Origin of the sequence: Noviherbaspirillum cavernae (assembly GCF_003590875.1) — a bacterium.
In the GTDB taxonomy this organism is placed as follows: Bacteria; Pseudomonadota; Gammaproteobacteria; order Burkholderiales; family Burkholderiaceae_D; genus Noviherbaspirillum; species Noviherbaspirillum cavernae.
Genome location: NZ_QYUN01000002.1, coordinates 1,268,233 through 1,283,022, shown reverse-complemented (window position 1 = coordinate 1,283,022; position 14,790 = coordinate 1,268,233). Strand labels below are relative to the sequence as shown.

General features: G+C 57.9%; 15 protein-coding genes and 3 tRNA genes. 9 read left to right on the top strand and 9 right to left on the bottom strand.

Annotation, left to right across the window (positions count from 1 at the left end; all coding sequences use genetic code 11):
- Positions 1-117: 117 nt before the first annotated feature.
- A complete protein-coding gene (locus tag D3870_RS06040; RefSeq protein WP_119737501.1) occupies positions 118-651 on the bottom strand; it encodes a bactofilin family protein in 534 nt (177 codons plus the stop codon).
- Positions 652-1,003: 352 nt separating this feature from the next.
- Between D3870_RS06040 and D3870_RS06035 the strand changes: the two genes are divergently transcribed.
- Positions 1,004-2,029, top strand: coding sequence for an NADP-dependent oxidoreductase (locus tag D3870_RS06035; protein ID WP_119737499.1), 1,026 nt, complete (start codon positions 1,004-1,006; stop codon positions 2,027-2,029).
- A gap of 13 nt (positions 2,030-2,042) precedes the next feature.
- On the opposite strand, the gene D3870_RS06030 is transcribed toward D3870_RS06035, so the two are convergent.
- Both D3870_RS06030 and D3870_RS06025 read right to left on the bottom strand, forming a co-directional pair.
- Positions 2,043-3,368: a winged helix-turn-helix domain-containing protein gene (locus D3870_RS06030; RefSeq protein ID WP_119737497.1), complete on the bottom strand. Its 1,326-nt coding sequence runs from the start codon at positions 3,366-3,368 to the stop codon at positions 2,043-2,045.
- A gap of 99 nt (positions 3,369-3,467) precedes the next feature.
- Positions 3,468-4,121: an IS630 family transposase gene (locus D3870_RS06025; RefSeq protein ID WP_158590390.1), complete on the bottom strand. Its 654-nt coding sequence runs from the start codon at positions 4,119-4,121 to the stop codon at positions 3,468-3,470.
- On the opposite strand from D3870_RS06025, the gene D3870_RS22260 reads away from it, so the two are divergent.
- The 3 genes from D3870_RS22260 (at position 4,093) to cydX (ending at position 6,027) form a co-directional block, all read left to right on the top strand.
- A complete protein-coding gene (locus D3870_RS22260; protein ID WP_158590389.1) occupies positions 4,093-4,398 on the top strand; it encodes a hypothetical protein in 306 nt (101 codons plus the stop codon). The two genes, D3870_RS06025 and D3870_RS22260, sit on opposite strands and share 29 nt — an antisense overlap.
- A 134-nt stretch (positions 4,399-4,532) precedes the next feature.
- Positions 4,533-5,636, top strand: coding sequence for a dienelactone hydrolase family protein (locus D3870_RS06020; RefSeq protein ID WP_119737493.1), 1,104 nt, complete (start codon positions 4,533-4,535; stop codon positions 5,634-5,636).
- 226 nt (positions 5,637-5,862) lie between these two features.
- On the top strand, positions 5,863-6,027 hold the full coding sequence (cydX, locus tag D3870_RS06015; RefSeq protein ID WP_119737491.1) for a cytochrome bd-I oxidase subunit CydX: 165 nt from the start codon (positions 5,863-5,865) through the stop codon (positions 6,025-6,027).
- Between the two features lie 75 nt (positions 6,028-6,102).
- On the opposite strand, the gene efp is transcribed toward cydX, so the two are convergent.
- The 6 genes from efp to gltX all read right to left on the bottom strand — a co-directional run bounded on the left by efp (position 6,103) and on the right by gltX (position 9,890).
- Positions 6,103-6,660: an elongation factor P gene (gene efp / locus D3870_RS06010; protein WP_119737489.1), complete on the bottom strand. Its 558-nt coding sequence runs from the start codon at positions 6,658-6,660 to the stop codon at positions 6,103-6,105.
- An 86-nt stretch (positions 6,661-6,746) separates the two neighbouring features.
- Complete coding sequence (gene earP, locus D3870_RS06005; protein WP_119737487.1) at positions 6,747-7,952, bottom strand: elongation factor P maturation arginine rhamnosyltransferase EarP; 1,206 nt, start codon at positions 7,950-7,952, stop codon at positions 6,747-6,749.
- Positions 7,953-8,114: 162 nt separating this feature from the next.
- Positions 8,115-8,190 (bottom strand) — tRNA-Glu (locus D3870_RS06000).
- A 49-nt stretch (positions 8,191-8,239) separates the two neighbouring features.
- Positions 8,240-8,315: transfer RNA gene (locus D3870_RS05995), tRNA-Glu, on the bottom strand.
- A gap of 46 nt (positions 8,316-8,361) precedes the next feature.
- Positions 8,362-8,437: transfer RNA gene (locus tag D3870_RS05990), tRNA-Ala, on the bottom strand.
- 61 nt (positions 8,438-8,498) lie between these two features.
- Entirely contained in the window at positions 8,499-9,890 is a 1,392-nt protein-coding gene (gene gltX / locus D3870_RS05985; protein ID WP_119737486.1) for a glutamate--tRNA ligase, read from the bottom strand.
- A 190-nt stretch (positions 9,891-10,080) separates the two neighbouring features.
- Here gltX and metG point away from each other — a divergent pair, with 190 nt between their 5' ends.
- From metG to panC, 5 genes are all read left to right on the top strand, one after another.
- Positions 10,081-12,162 carry a methionine--tRNA ligase gene (metG, locus tag D3870_RS05980; RefSeq protein WP_119737484.1) on the top strand — a complete coding sequence of 694 codons (2,082 nt, stop codon included), beginning with the start codon at positions 10,081-10,083 and terminating at the stop codon, positions 12,160-12,162.
- Between the two features lie 12 nt (positions 12,163-12,174).
- Positions 12,175-12,654: a GNAT family N-acetyltransferase gene (locus D3870_RS05975; RefSeq protein WP_119737482.1), complete on the top strand. Its 480-nt coding sequence runs from the start codon at positions 12,175-12,177 to the stop codon at positions 12,652-12,654.
- A 143-nt stretch (positions 12,655-12,797) separates the two neighbouring features.
- A complete protein-coding gene (locus D3870_RS05970) occupies positions 12,798-13,004 on the top strand; it encodes a DUF3460 family protein (RefSeq protein ID WP_119737480.1) in 207 nt (68 codons plus the stop codon).
- A 34-nt stretch (positions 13,005-13,038) separates the two neighbouring features.
- Complete coding sequence (locus tag D3870_RS05965) at positions 13,039-13,884, top strand: segregation and condensation protein A (RefSeq protein WP_242490044.1); 846 nt, start codon at positions 13,039-13,041, stop codon at positions 13,882-13,884.
- A 39-nt stretch (positions 13,885-13,923) separates the two neighbouring features.
- Entirely contained in the window at positions 13,924-14,763 is an 840-nt protein-coding gene (gene panC / locus D3870_RS05960) for a pantoate--beta-alanine ligase (RefSeq protein ID WP_119737479.1), read from the top strand.
- The last annotated feature ends 27 nt before the right edge of the window (positions 14,764-14,790 follow it).

Genomic DNA, 14,790 nt, shown 5'->3' with positions numbered 1-14,790 from the left:
CCGCTGCGAACGCGAGCGCCGCAGCAATGCCGTTTGCGGAAAAGATGCCGCCGGCGCACTTCCCCGAGCGCCGGCGATCCGCATGTTCGAGTTTTTCTACTTTCGGGCAGGCCTCAATCAGCCAGCCTTGGCAACCGACAAGCCCTTCGACACGGAAGCAGTGCCAACCTGGATGTCGCCGGAAAGCTGGCCGCCCTCCTCGATCACGACCTTGCCATAGCGGACAGTGCCGGTCACCTTGCCTGTCGAATAGATAACCAGCTTCTGGCGCACGGTCAGATCGCCGTCGAATTCGCCATGGATTTCGGCGATGTCGATTTCGGCGGAGCCCTTGAATGCGCCGCGCTCGGCGATCTGGATCACGCGCGAGTCGATCGTCGCTTCAACGCGGCCTTCGACGACCAGCGTGTCGCAATCGGTGATTTCAACGCCCTTGAGCTTGATGTTCGGGCCGACGATCAGCTTGCTGCCGCCTTCGTTGGTGGTAGCTGGAGCGGGGTTCAGCGCGGAAGCCGCCGGGCCGGAACCGAGCGGAGTGGCTGGCTTGGCAATACCGGAACTGCCTGCCGGCATGATGCCGCTGGAAGTATTGAGGGGAGAATTCGGCGTTGTATTTTCGCGTTTGCCAAAAAGCGTTTCGGAACGAAGCATGTGATCTCCTGAATATGGTGGACGGATGACGTGGCGGTTGCATCAAAAAGAAAACGTTGTCAGCAGTTGCATTTGTCAATGCCACTCTGGACAGCCATTTTCACTATGGAAAGCGGACTCTCCCTCGCTTGAACCGAAGCAATATTGCCGATTCTCAGCTTCGAGGCCATGCCATGGAGAAAGTTCCTGCTGTTACATTTTATAAAAAAGTACGGTCGTTCAAATTCGGGTATAGTCAAATTCGATTTCATGAATGGCATCGCTGCACACGCGCAGCGCAAGCACGGCTCCAGCATCGTCCGAATGAGCATTCATGAAACACATTCCTCAGACCACAAAATTGGAGACAACCATGAGCACCATGGCGAACAGGCAGTTCCGTCTTGCAGCGCGTCCCATCGGCATGCCGAAACCCACAGACTGGAAATTCACGACCGAGCCGGTGCGCGACATCGAGGACGGCGAGATTTTCGTCAAGACGCAGTACCTGTCGCTCGACCCTGCAATGCGCGGCTGGATGAACGAGGGCAAATCGTATATCCGCCCGGTCGCGATCGACGAAGTCATGCGCGCCGGCGGCATCGGCAAAATCATCGCGTCGAAGTCGCCGAAGTTTGCCGTCGGCGATTACGTCTCGGGCGGCATCGGCGTGCAGGAATACTGGGCGGGGCCGGCGGATGACAAGACGGCCAATTTCTACAAGGTCGATCCGAAGGCAGCACCGCTGCCGAAATACATGAATGCGCTCGGCATGCCCGGCATGACGGCCTATTTCGGCCTGCTGGAAGTCGGCCAGCCGAAAGCGGGCGAAACCGTCGTGGTGTCCGGCGCGGCAGGCGCGGTCGGCCAGACGGTCGGCCAGGTTGCGAAACAGAAAGGCTGCCGCGTGGTCGGCATTGCCGGCGGCAAGGAGAAGTGCGATTTCGTCGTCAACGAACTCGGTTTCGATGCCTGCATCGATTACAAGGCCGGCTCGGTCAAGGAAGGATTGAAGGCAAACTGCCCCAAAGGCGTCGATGTCTATTTCGACAACGTCGGCGGCGACATCCTCGACGACGTGCTGACGCGGATCAACATGAAGGCGCGCATCATCATCTGCGGCGCGATCTCACAGTACAACAACACGACGCCAGTCAAGGGACCGGCCAACTACCTGTCGCTGCTGGTAAACCGCGCGCGGATGGAAGGCATCGTCGTCTTCGACTACGCCGACCGCTACCATCTGGGTGTAGCCGAAATGGCGAAGTGGATGCAGGAAGGCTCGTTCAAGACGCGCGAAGATATCGTCGAAGGGCTGGAGACATTTCCGCAGGCGCTGTTGATGTTGTTCGAAGGAAAGAACTTCGGAAAGCTCATTCTGCAGGTGGCGAAAGACTGAGTCTGGCAAACACTCAGGCCTGACTGCCGAAGATGGCGGAGAGCAGCGCCGGCCAGGCCGGATGCTGCTTCAAGGCCGCGTTGGCCGGATCGTGCAAGGCAATCGGCAACAGGCTGCAGCGAGCCACCGCTGCAGCTTGCAGCAGCACCATGGCGTCGTCCGCGCGGCCCAGCGCAAGCAGTGAAGCCGCGTGCATCGCATTGGTACAGGCATTGCCGGCACCGCAGCGGGTGCAAATGCCGATCACATCCAGCGCGCCCTCCGTATCTCCTGTGCGCGCCAATGCATAACTCAGTATCGCGGGCGCCAGTGTCAGGGCTTGCCGCGACAGCGCCAGCTTCCACGCGGATTCGACGACTTCAGCCGTCGGCTGACGCCATGCCTGCAATGCGGTGAGATACAGCTCGGCCATCTCGTTGTCGGGTGCCAGCGCGCAGGTCGCTTCGGCTTCGCGCAATGCTTCGTCGGGATAGCCGGCATGCGCATGTGCGCGCGCCAGCGTGATCCGCATCAATACGGCGTAAGGATGCAATTGCACGGCCGCGCGCAATGCCGTTCTCGCATCCTCGGACCGTCCGACCGCGAGCAAGTGCCAGCCGTAATGGAAATTGCTGTCCGCATCGTCCGGGTTGTCGCGCAAGGCCCGCATGCACGCTGCTTCGGCTTCCCTGAAGCGCCACGCGCGATCGAGCAGCGCGGCGCGCGCCGAATTCAAGCCGACGGTCACCGGCGCGAGCCGTTCTGCCGCGTCGAGATGCTGCAACCCCTCTTCCAGCAATTCCGGCTGCGGATTGACTCCCCAGCTGCTCCCGCCTCCCAGACATTCAGCCAGCGCAATTCGCGCTGCCGCATAGTCGGGTGCAGCGGCAATGGTGGTGCGCAGGATTTGCTCGGCCTGCGCCAGCGCGGCCGGCGTCCGTTGCAGCGTCAGATGTCGCGCGTACAGGAAGGCTTCGGAAATGGGCGATGGCGCCTGCGCCGCCGACAACAGGCGTTGATTCGGCGTCGAAGCGGCGGAAACTGCGGTCAAGCGATAGCCGCGGCCATACAGCGATGTGACGTTGCCGGCACCCGGCAGCGTGCGCAACAGATGTCGTATCTTGTGAATGCAGCGCGTCAGGCTTTCATCCGACATGCTGCGACCGCCCCATACCTGCTCGGCAAAGTCGTCCTTGCTCACTGACAACGGCGATCTGGTGAGCAACAAGTGCAGCACCGCCTGCTCCTTCGGCGGCAGCGCCAATGCCTGCAAGCCGTAATAAACACAGCCATCCTCGCCAGCACGCAATCCGCTCGCGGCGTAATCCGGCGCAACGCCATCGGGCTGGTGGAAGGCCATCAGAATCTGATCAGGATGTGGCGACTCATGCAATTTATGATCGCACAACGAACCTGGCCTTGAAAAGCGAAGTTCGTGCGCCCTAGAGCGATTTTCAAATCAATGAATGGAATAACCGCAGTGGGCGAACCAGCCGCTGGCATCGCTGTTGCTGATTCTGCCGATCACTTTGGTGAGCGCCTGATCAAGCGCCTCACGTGTCCGGGCCTTCATGCCGCGCAAGCGGGTTTTGATTTTGGACCAGCAAGGCTCGATCGGTGACCAGTCGGGAGAGTACGGCGGCAGGTAAATCAGTTGCGCGCCGGCGCCAGCAATCATGGCTTCAATGTCCGGGACCTTGTGGACGCTCAGGTTATCCATCACCACCACGTCACCTGAGCGCAGCGTCGGCACCAGAGCATGGGCAACACAAGCCCGGAATACCGCCGCATCGACCGCGCCTTCGACCGTCATGACGGCCTCCATGCCATGGCAGGAAAGCGAACCGGGAATGCTGACATTGCGCCCGAAGTTTCCCGGTACCGCGTCATGCACCCGCTGGCCGTGCATCGCCCGTCCATAACGACGCGTCATGGCAATGTTCAGGCCGGACTCGTCGATGAATTTCAGCCTTTTGACAGGACAGGATGCGATCTGCTTGCGGTAGCGACGACGTGCCAGACGTACGCGCGCCGTGTCCCGTTCTGTGGCATGTACGGTCTTTTTTTCGGCGCAGGCCCATCCGATGCAGAACCCGGCACATGGTGGGTTCACTGACGGCAATGCCGGTACCGGCCTGCAATCGTCCGATCAACTCTTTCAAAGTCAGATCGGACTGTTCCAGCAGCCACTGCCGCAATTGCTCTCGGCAAGCCTCATCAAGCAGTACGCGTCGTCCGGATTTATGCCGCTGTCGAACCAGCTCGCCGCCACTGCGGCGATAGTGGCTCAACAGCGCTTCGACAAAGGACAGGCTGACATTGAAAAACCCGGCCACTTCGCGTTGCGATTGTGTTCCTCGTTCGCACGCCTGCACGATTTTCCGCCGTAAATCCTCAGAATAGGGAGCCGCCATGATTGCACCTTCGGCATTGCATATATGCCCATGGGACCCGCATTCTGGTTTTACGTTCCTTTTGCCGTTATGAAATTCGCTCTAACGATAAAGAGACTCAAGGAGACTATATGAAACAGGTATTGATCCGGCAAGCGCGTCCGCTGCCGACCAAGATGAGAACCGTTGTCTGTGCCGGGCTGATCGCGGCCGGTTCGTGGATGACGCCATCGGCAATCGCCGACAACGCAATCAAGACGGTCGATCCGGTGCAGTTTGCGCAAACGCCCCTGACTCTCTCCAATGGCATCCAGGGCACGGTGGTGAACGTGCCGAGCCGCGACCCGGTCGATTACGGTCCGCTGCTCAAGGGAGAGTTGGGCAAGGAAGTCACGCTGACGGCACAACTGTTCATGCCGAAGAATGCGCGCGGTCCGATCCCGGCTGTGATCGTGACGCCCGGTAGCGGCAACATCGGACCGCACCATATCGCCCATGCAGCGACGTTGACCTCGGCCGGAATCGCCGCCCTGGTACTCGATCCGTTCACGGCGCGCAAAGTCACCAGCACGGTCGCCGACCAGAGTCTCGTCAGCTGGGCGGCCAGCACCTATGACGTATTTGCCGCGATCAAGGTCTTGCGCGCGCAAGCGGGCATCGACGGCGCGCGGATCGGCGCAACCGGCGGCAGCCGCGGCGGCACGGCAGTCATGATGGCGGCATCCGCGCCTTTGTCGAATGCGATATTGGGCCCCGGCAAAGGACTGAGCGCCGTGGTCGCGGGATATCCCTGGTGCGGCGCCCAGTTCCATTCCGCAAAACTAGCGGACAAGGCATCGCTGCTGGTACTGCAAGGCGACAAGGATGACTGGGTCTCGGTCCAGCAGTGCCAGGATGCCACGCACGCGATGAAGATCGCCGGCCAGAACGTCAGCATGAAGCTCTTCCCCGGCGCGCTGCATTCCTTCGACCGCGAAGGTGTTCCCCGTACCCCGATCCCGGAAGCCGTCACATCCACGATCTATCCGACCGTCTATATGGATGACGCTGGCCATTACTACAACATGCGTACCGGCAAGGTCGATCCTGCCCTGACGAAGGCGGTGTTCGACACCTATGCCGTGAAAGGCGGCTTCCTGCGCAAAGGCGTGACCATCGGCAGCGACGGCACGCAGGCAGCGGAGTTTTCCCAGGAGATGCTGGACTTCTTCAAGGACCGGTTGCAGCAGCCTTGAGCACAAGGCTGCAAGCGTTCCATGTTCCGGCTTGAGCGGACTCCCCTTCCGCTCAAGCCGGTCTGCGCCACAAGTCATCCAATCCGCGCAAACCGCCACCCCTGCGGTTGCGTGCATCGCTGCAAGTACCAGAAAGGCAAGCGCCTTTTCGCCAAGCCATCCGGATTACCCATCTTGATCAACTCTTGCCGTGATAGCGCATTGCGAGATTGACCAGGAGAACCTCATGAGGTATTTCACGTGGGTTCTGGACATCGACCTCGCGCTCGCCTTCGGCATCATCAATGTGATGTGGCTTGAAGCGAACTACGCCTTCGCCGTTCGCGACGAAGAACAGACGAAACAGCGATTTGAGCAGGCGCGCCAACGGAACACATCACAGCGACGTTGAACGAAACGCGTTTGAAACATGCATGAAAAAAGCGCTGCGGGAAATCCGGCAGCGCTTTTTTCGGAGCGAAAATGATTACTTGCTGCGGCTCTTGTATTCGCCGGTGCGTGTATCGATTTCGATCTTGTCGCCGATTCCAACGAACAGCGGCACAGGAATTTCAAAACCTGTCGAGATCTTCGCGGGCTTCAGCACCTTGCCCGAAGTATCGCCCTTGACAGCCGGTTCGGTGTAGGTGACTTCACGAACGATCGTGGTCGGCAGTTCAACCGAAATCGCCTTGCCGTTGTAGAACACGACTTCGCATGCCATGCCGTCTTCGAGATAGTTGAGCGCATCGCCCATGTTCTCGCCTTCGACTTCGTACTGGTTGTATTCGGCATCCATGAGCACATACAGTGGATCGGCGAAATACGAATAAGTGGCTTCTTTCTTCTCGAGCACGACGACGTCGAACTTGTCATCACCACGGAATACGTTTTCCATAGGCGAGTTCGTCAGGAGATTTTTCATCTTCCACTTGTAGGTGAAGCCCGTGCGGCTCGAACCATTGACATCGGAACGAAGCACAATAAAAGGCTGGCTGTCAACCATGATGATGTTGCCAACACGAATTTCTTTTGCAGTTTTCATAGAGAAGGTACGTAAAAAACAGGTTGCTAAACGTTACATGGTCAACAGCACCGCACGTTCACGCTTGATCGAAAGGCGCTATAGGATTAACCGCGCATTATACTTTGTTTTCCGAAGTCACTGACAACGCGGCCTGCGAACCTGAGAAAATTGGACGCCAAGTCTCCGTTTTCCAATATTTGCCTCTGCCAATCAATAGAGCGACATGCAATTTCTGGCATGTCCGCCTGAAAGGACAGCCACAGTGCAGACCAGTCGACCTGCTCTTCCACGCCATCTACCTTGGCGTCATTCCAACCCAAAGAGAAGACATTCAAGCTTTCCATGTCGACTGAATAACGCTGCAAGAATGCACGCAATTTCACATGATGCAGGTTTTTGTCTTGCGGGTAGATATGCCAGATGAACGGCTTGCCTGCCCACTGCGCGCGAACAAAGGAATCCTCTCCACGCACGAAATTGAGGTCGCACGCCCATAACAGCCTGTCGTAATCCGGTTGTGCGACAAAAGGCAAGACACGCACGGTGAGCGCACTGCAGGTGCGTACCGCCCCCGGTTTTGCCTCCCCATCCAAAAATGCTTGAACCGCCTCGGTCGCAACTCCTTCAGGCACCAGACAAGTGATTGCGGCATCACTGCTTTGCCATGCGTCGAACAGTGCCGAGACTGGGGCGTGCGGATAACAAAACAAGGACACCTTCAACGATGCCATTTCCGCCGGCGTCATGCCAAACTGCACAAGAAAAGCCGTCATGGCCGCTTGATCTGATTGAAATTGCCGACGTTGCTCTTCTAGGGACGATTCGCACAGCAAGCCGCCCGTTTTGCCGGTGAAGCCAGGGAAGAAGAAATATTTCGTCAATGGCATGCGTGGATGACGCGAGGGCAAGGTATGGCAACCTTCAACCCATTCCTCGGCGGTCAAGCCTTCAAGATTGAGCCACACCGGACGCGGATTGCATTCTGCCATTGCGGCAATGTAGCCTGGCGGGATATCGCAACCGAAAAATTCCATGACTATATCGGCGACATCGTCAGGCGAAAACACCCCCTCCTGATTGCGCCAGTGGCGCACCGTCACACCGGCAAGCTGCTGCACTTCAGCATCAGTCTCGACACCTGGACAAATCCGCTGAAAGCTCCGCAAATCATCCACCCACAAAGTGACGGCGATGCCGTGCTCTTGTTGTATTTGCCTTGCAAAGCGCCAGCAGATACCAATGTCCCCAAAGTTATCGACGACTTTGCAAAAAATAGCGAGGGATGTTGCTTGATTTTGATTCAGGAACATTTTTGATGAGTTAAGCGCACCAGTCGTTACACGCCTATCACCCCGAGGGGGCGACGACACGAAAACAGATACAGGTAAAGAAAAGACAATGCGCGATCGGGGCAATGCACGGAATGGTATCGCAGAAAAGAAAAACGCCACGCAAATGCGTGGCGTTTTATCTGGCGTCTCCACGGGGATTCGAACCCCGGTACTCACCGTGAAAGGGTGATGTCCTAGGCCTCTAGACGATGGAGACAGTGACCTTGCCAACAAAAAGCGCCACGCTTTCGCGTAGCGCCTTTATCTGGCGTCCCCACGGGGATTCGAACCCCGGTACTCACCGTGAAAGGGTGATGTCCTAGGCCTCTAGACGATGGGGACAGTAACCTGTCGAACTGCAGCCTATTACTTTTACCGCACTTTTCGCTGGTGGAGGTAAGCGGGATCGAACCGCTGACCTCTTGCATGCCATGCAAGCGCTCTCCCAGCTGAGCTATACCCCCGTGCGAAGAAACGAGATTATAGCAAAGGTTTTTCTCTGGTGTAAATCACCTTTTCGACACCTCAGAGAAATTTCGCCAGACGAGCCACGACGACCTCACGTCCGAACAATTCGAGTACGGCATCGATCGCCGGTGTCTGCAATTGTCCCGTCACGATCAAGCGCAGCGGCATTGCCAATTGCGGCATTTTCAACTTGTGCGCAGCCAATGTTTCTTTCATCAATGCAGACAATGCCGCCTTGTTCCATTCGACGCTCTTGCAGCCTTCCGCAAACTGGAGCAACGCCGGCTTCACCACTTCCGTCACGTGCTGCGCAAAGAGCGCGGCATCCGGCAACGGTTGACGATAGAACAGCATCGCGCCGGAAGCCAGTTCATTGATCGTGTTGGCACGGTCCTTCATCAAGGCGATGACCGACTGCAGCTCGGGTGCACCGTCGAACTGCGCCCCTTCTTTTTCCATCAATGGACGCACCAGCCCTTCAAGGCGGGCATTGTCGGCTTGCTTGATGTAGTGATTGTTGAGCCAGGCCAGCTTTTCCGGATTGAATTGCGCCGGCGACTTCGACAAGTGATCGAGATCAAACCATTCGCATAATTGCTCTGTCGAAAAAATTTCATCATCGCCATGGCTCCAGCCCAGACGTGCCAGATAATTCAGCATTGCCTCCGGCAAATAGCCTTGTGCGGGGTACTCCATCACACTGACCGCGCCGTGTCGCTTGGACAGCTTCTCGCCATCCGCGCCGAGAATCATGGGCACGTGGCCGTATTGCGGCAGCGGCGCACCGAGCGCTTGCAGGATGTTGATCTGGCGCGGAGTGTTGTTGACGTGATCGTCGCCGCGGATCACGTGAGTGATCTGCATATCCCAGTCGTCGATCGCGACGCAGAAATTGTAGGTCGGCGTGCCATCGGGACGCGCGATGATCAGGTCGTCCAGCTCGCGGTTGGAAATGGTAATTGGCCCCTTGACCAGATCGTTCCACGTCACGTCGCCTTCGGGCGGATTACGAAAACGCACTACCGGCTTGCGCCCTTCCGGCACCGGCGGCAAGGTTTTTCCCGGCTCCGGACGCCAGGTACCGTCATAGCGCGGCTTCTCGCCTGCGGCGCGCTGGCGCTCGCGCATGGCTTCGACCTCTTCCGGCGAGGAATAGCAGTGATAAGCCGTGCCGGATTGGAGCATTTGCATGACGACTTCGCGATAGCGGTCCATCCGCTTCATTTGATAGAACGGCCCCTCGTCATGCTGCAGCCCAAGCCATTCCATGCCATCGAGAATCGCCTGCACCGCTTCCGGCGTCGAGCGTTCGAGGTCGGTGTCTTCGATGCGCAGAATGAATGTGCCGCCGAAATGACGGGCATAGGCCCAGGAAAATAGCGCGGTACGGGCACCGCCTAGATGAAGATAACCTGTCGGGCTGGGAGCGAAGCGGGTACGGACTGTCATGGCAATGAAAAACGGCCTTGGGTCGCCAAAGCCGTGGGGATGAATGAGAAGCCGTTATTTTACAGCGTCACCAAGCGCGGTGACGCGGCAGGACACAGGAAATTGGCAGGAAATAATGTCTTTTCCGCCACAGCAATCGATGATGAGCCACACTGCTAAAATGACGGTTTTACCTCACAACGATTGCCACATGAGCACCACATCGCATCGCAAGCTGTTCGTCACCACCGCCCTTCCCTACGCCAACGGCGCGTTCCACATCGGCCACATCATGGAATACATCCAGGCCGATATCTGGGTACGGTTTCAGCGCATGCAAGGCAATGAGGTGCATTTCGTCGGTGCGGACGATGCGCATGGCGCGCCGATCATGATCGCGGCGGAAAAGGCGGGCATCACACCGCAGGAGTTCGTGGCGAATATCGCCGCCGGCCGCAAGCAATACCTCGATGGCTTTCACATCGAATTCGACAACTGGCACTCCACCGACAGCCCTGAAAACTCCGAGCTGTCACAGGAGATCTATCGCCACTTGCGCGACGAGGCGAAACTGATCACGACAAAGACCATCGAGCAATTTTTCGATCCGGTCAAGAACATGTTCCTGCCGGATCGCTACATCAAGGGCGAATGTCCGAAATGCGGCACCAAGGATCAGTACGGCGATTCCTGCGAGAACTGCAGCGCCGTCTATGCGCCAACCGACTTGAAGAATCCATACTCGACGCTGTCCGGCGCGACACCGGTGATGAAGTCGTCCGAACACTTTTTCTTCAAGCTGTCCGATCCGAAATGTATTGAATTCCTGCGCGAGTGGGCACTCGACTCGAACCGCCTTCAGCCCGAAGTCGCCAACAAGGCGCGCGAATGGCTGGAAGGTGGCGATGGTTTGGGCGACTGGGACATCAGCCGCGATGCTCCCTATTTCGGCATCGAGATCCCGGATGCACCGGGCAAGTATTTCTACGTCTGGCTGGACGCGCCGATCGGCTACCTCGCATCGCTGAAGAATTATTTCGGCAAGACCAGGGTTGATTTTGACGCCTTCATGGCTTCGCCAGATACCGAGCAGTATCACTTCATCGGCAAGGACATCATGTATTTCCACACACTGTTCTGGCCGGCCATGCTGCACTTCGCCGGACGCAAGGTGCCGAACAATGTGTTCGTCCATGGCTTCATCACCCTCAGCGGCGAGAAGATGTCGAAATCGCGCGGCACGGGCATTTCACCGCTACGCTATCTCGACGTCGGCATGAACCCGGAATGGCTGCGCTATTACATTGCGGCAAAGCTCAATGCCAAGGTTGAGGATGTGGATTTCAATCCGGACGACTTCGTTGCCCGCGTGAATGCGGATCTGATCGGCAAGTACGTGAACATCGCGAGCCGCGCTGCGGGCTTCATCACCAAGCGCTTCGACGGCAAGTTGAGCGACCCGGTTGCATCGGGCAAGTCGACCAACAAATTCTGGCAGTTGATTGCCGCCGGCGAAGAAACGGCCATCCGCGACGCATTCGAAGCGAGAGAATACGGCAAGGCAATCCGTCAGATCATGGCACTGGCCGACGAGGTCAATCAATTCGTCGACACGAAAAAACCCTGGGAACTGGCAAAGGATTCGGAGAACAATGAAGCGCTGCAAGATGTCTGCAGTGACTTGCTGCTGTCGTTCTACCGTCTGACGATTTATCTCGCGCCAATTCTTCCCTCGCTCGCAAGAAAGGTCGCGACGCTGTTCCATGTCGAACGCGATCTCAACTGGGCAGACCTGCAATCGACACCTTCGTCAATCCGGAATTTTGAGCATCTGATGACACGTGTCGATCCGAAAATGCTGGATGCGTTGTTCGAGGCGCCTGCTCCTGCGGCCGCTACGTCTGCGCCTGCGCCAGCGTCTGCAACAGATGACACCATCGAACCACTCGCACCGGAAATCAAGATCGATGATTTCGCCAAGATTGATCTGCGCATTGCAAAGATCGTCAATTGCGAACACGTCGAAGGTTCCGACAAACTGCTGCGTCTGACACTGGATGCTGGTGAAGGACGCATGCGCAATGTCTTTTCGGGCATCAAATCGGCATACAAGCCGGAAGACCTTATCGGCAAGCTGACCGTGATGGTCGCCAACCTCGCGCCGCGCAAGATGAAGTTCGGCGTGTCGGAAGGCATGGTGCTGGCTGCCTCTGCCGCCGACGAGAACAACAATCCCGGAATTTACGTGCTCAATCCGTGGCCCGGTGCCGAACCCGGCATGCGGGTTCGTTAACCGCATCGTCACATGGACATTGTCATCAGAGAAGCCGTCACCGACGATGCGCAATTGATCGCGGACCTGACCCGTGCGGCGTGGGCGGAAAAGGTTGCACCGACCTCGAGCGGACATCACGAGTCGGCGGAGCGCACTCTCCATGACTTGCAACACGGCGGCGGATTCGTACTGATGCTGAATGACAAGCCGATCGGCTCGGTGCGCTGGATTCCCGTCGAAACCGCACCGCATGTCTGGGAAATCATGCGCATGGGCGTGCTGCCTGCCTATCGCGGCGAACGCCTGTCGCAGCATTTGCTGGAGGCGGTCATCCATCGCGCACAGGCTGCCGACATCAACGAACTTCGCCTGGGCGTGCGTGCGGATCAGACGCGATTGCTTGACCTGTACGCGGCGTACGGTTTCGAACTTGCACCGGAACTGGAGTACACCCACGCCAATCCGGCGGAACCGGCCCCCATGGTCATGCGCAGGATGCTCGGCTATTAAGGAACATCCGGCAAGATGAAATGAAACGATTTTGAGCCGGGTGACGCAGGGAATTCGACCACCTGGCCGGCCGTGTCTTTGGCGGAATTCCCTCGAAGACAAGGTAGAATATCGAGCGACCTCCCACTGTTGGCAAATAGACCATGATACTCAGCAAGCACAATCACGCCTACGAATCGGACATCACCAGATTCATCAAGGAACTGAAGCAAAAAGACCCGAACCTGGAACAGAAACAGCGTGTCGGCCGCGCCCTCCTGTGGGACAAGGAACCGATCGATCTCGACACGCAACGGCGCTCGACGGAATCCCGCGTACAGCAGCAAGCCTACGTCTATCAAAGCAAATAAAGTGAGCACTCAGCAGGACGCGCTGCTAGCGCATTTGCCACCCGATGCGCCCGAGCTTGCGCTGGCGGCGCAGCCTGATTCGACGCCGGATGTGGTCGATGGAATGGCATTTGCCAAGCTGTACGGCGAACCTCTGTTCAAGCTGCCTACGGACCTGTACATCCCGCCGGACGCACTCGAAATATTCCTGGAAGCATTCCAGGGTCCGCTGGACTTGCTGTTGTATCTCATCCGCAAGCAGAACTTCAATATCCTCGATATCCCGATGGCGCAGGTCACGCGTCAGTATCTGGAATATGTCGATCAGATCCGCGTGCGCAATCTCGAGCTTGCCGCCGAATATCTGCTGATGGCGGCGATGCTGATCGAGATCAAGTCGCGCATGCTGCTGCCGGTGAAAAAGGTGGACACCGGTGAAGAAGCCGAAGATCCGCGCGCCGAACTGGTGCGGCGCCTGCTGGAATACGAACAGATGAAACTGGCGGCACAGCAGATCGACACGCTGCCGCAGCTCGGCCGCGATTATCTCCGTGCGCAGATTTTCATCGAGCAAAACATGGTCACGCGCTGGCCCGATGTCAACGTCGTCGATCTGCAATCCGCCTGGGCAGACGTGCTCAAGCGCGCCAAGCTGACTGCGCATCACACCATCAGCCGTGAAGAGCTGTCCGTACGCGAGCACATGACGGGCATTTTGCGGCGGCTGCAATCATCCCGCTTTGTCGAGTTTGCCGATCTGTTCGACCCCTCGCGCGGCGTGCCGGTGCTGGTCGTCAATTTCATCGCGCTGCTTGAGCTTGCGAAGGAAACCCTGATCGAGATCACGCAGGCCGAAGCGTTTGCGCCGATCTACGTCCGCCTGGCATACTCGCCTGCCTGATCCCGGCCAATCCACGCCGCAACTTTCCAAGTCAGTCTCATGAAAATCATTTCCTCCATCGACGAACTGCGCGATCAGCTGCGCGGCCAACTGCGCACCGCATTTGTGGCCACCATGGGCAACCTGCACGAGGGCCATTTGTCGCTGATGCGGCTTGCCCGCAAGCATGGCGACCCGGTAGTGGCGTCGATCTTCGTCAACCGGCTGCAGTTCGGGCCGAACGAGGATTTCGACAAGTATCCGCGCACTTTTCAGGCCGACGTCGAGAAGCTGGAAAAGGAAGGCGTGTATGTGCTGTTCGCGCCGACCGAAAAGGACTTGTACCCAGAGCCGCAGGAATACCGTGTGCGCCCGCCTGACGATCTCGGCAACATTCTGGAAGGCGAATTCCGCCCCGGTTTCTTTACCGGCGTGACGACCGTGGTGCTGAAGCTCTTCTCTTGCGTGCAGCCGCGCGTGGCGGTGTTCGGCAAGAAGGATTATCAGCAGCTGATGATCGTGCGGAACATGGCAAGGCAGTTTGCCCTGCCGACCGAAATCATCGGGGCGGAAACCTGGCGTGCCGACGACGGACTCGCGCTGTCATCGCGCAACGGCTACCTGTCGGCAGAGGAACGGACCGAAGCGCCGGCCCTGTACAAATTGCTGAACGAGGTCGCGGATGAAGTCCGCTCCGGCCATCTCGATATCTTTTCGCTGGAAAAGGACGCGATGTCCAGACTGGCCGGACGCGGATGGAAACCGGATTACATCTCGATTCGCAAGCGTTCGGACCTGCAGCCGCCGGCGGCCGGCGACTTGGCAAAGGGCGAGCCGCTGGTTGTGGTCGCAGCGGCCAAGCTGGGCAATACGCGCCTGATCGACAATCTGGAAATTTAGGACTCCTCACGGTTGCGGCAACTCAGC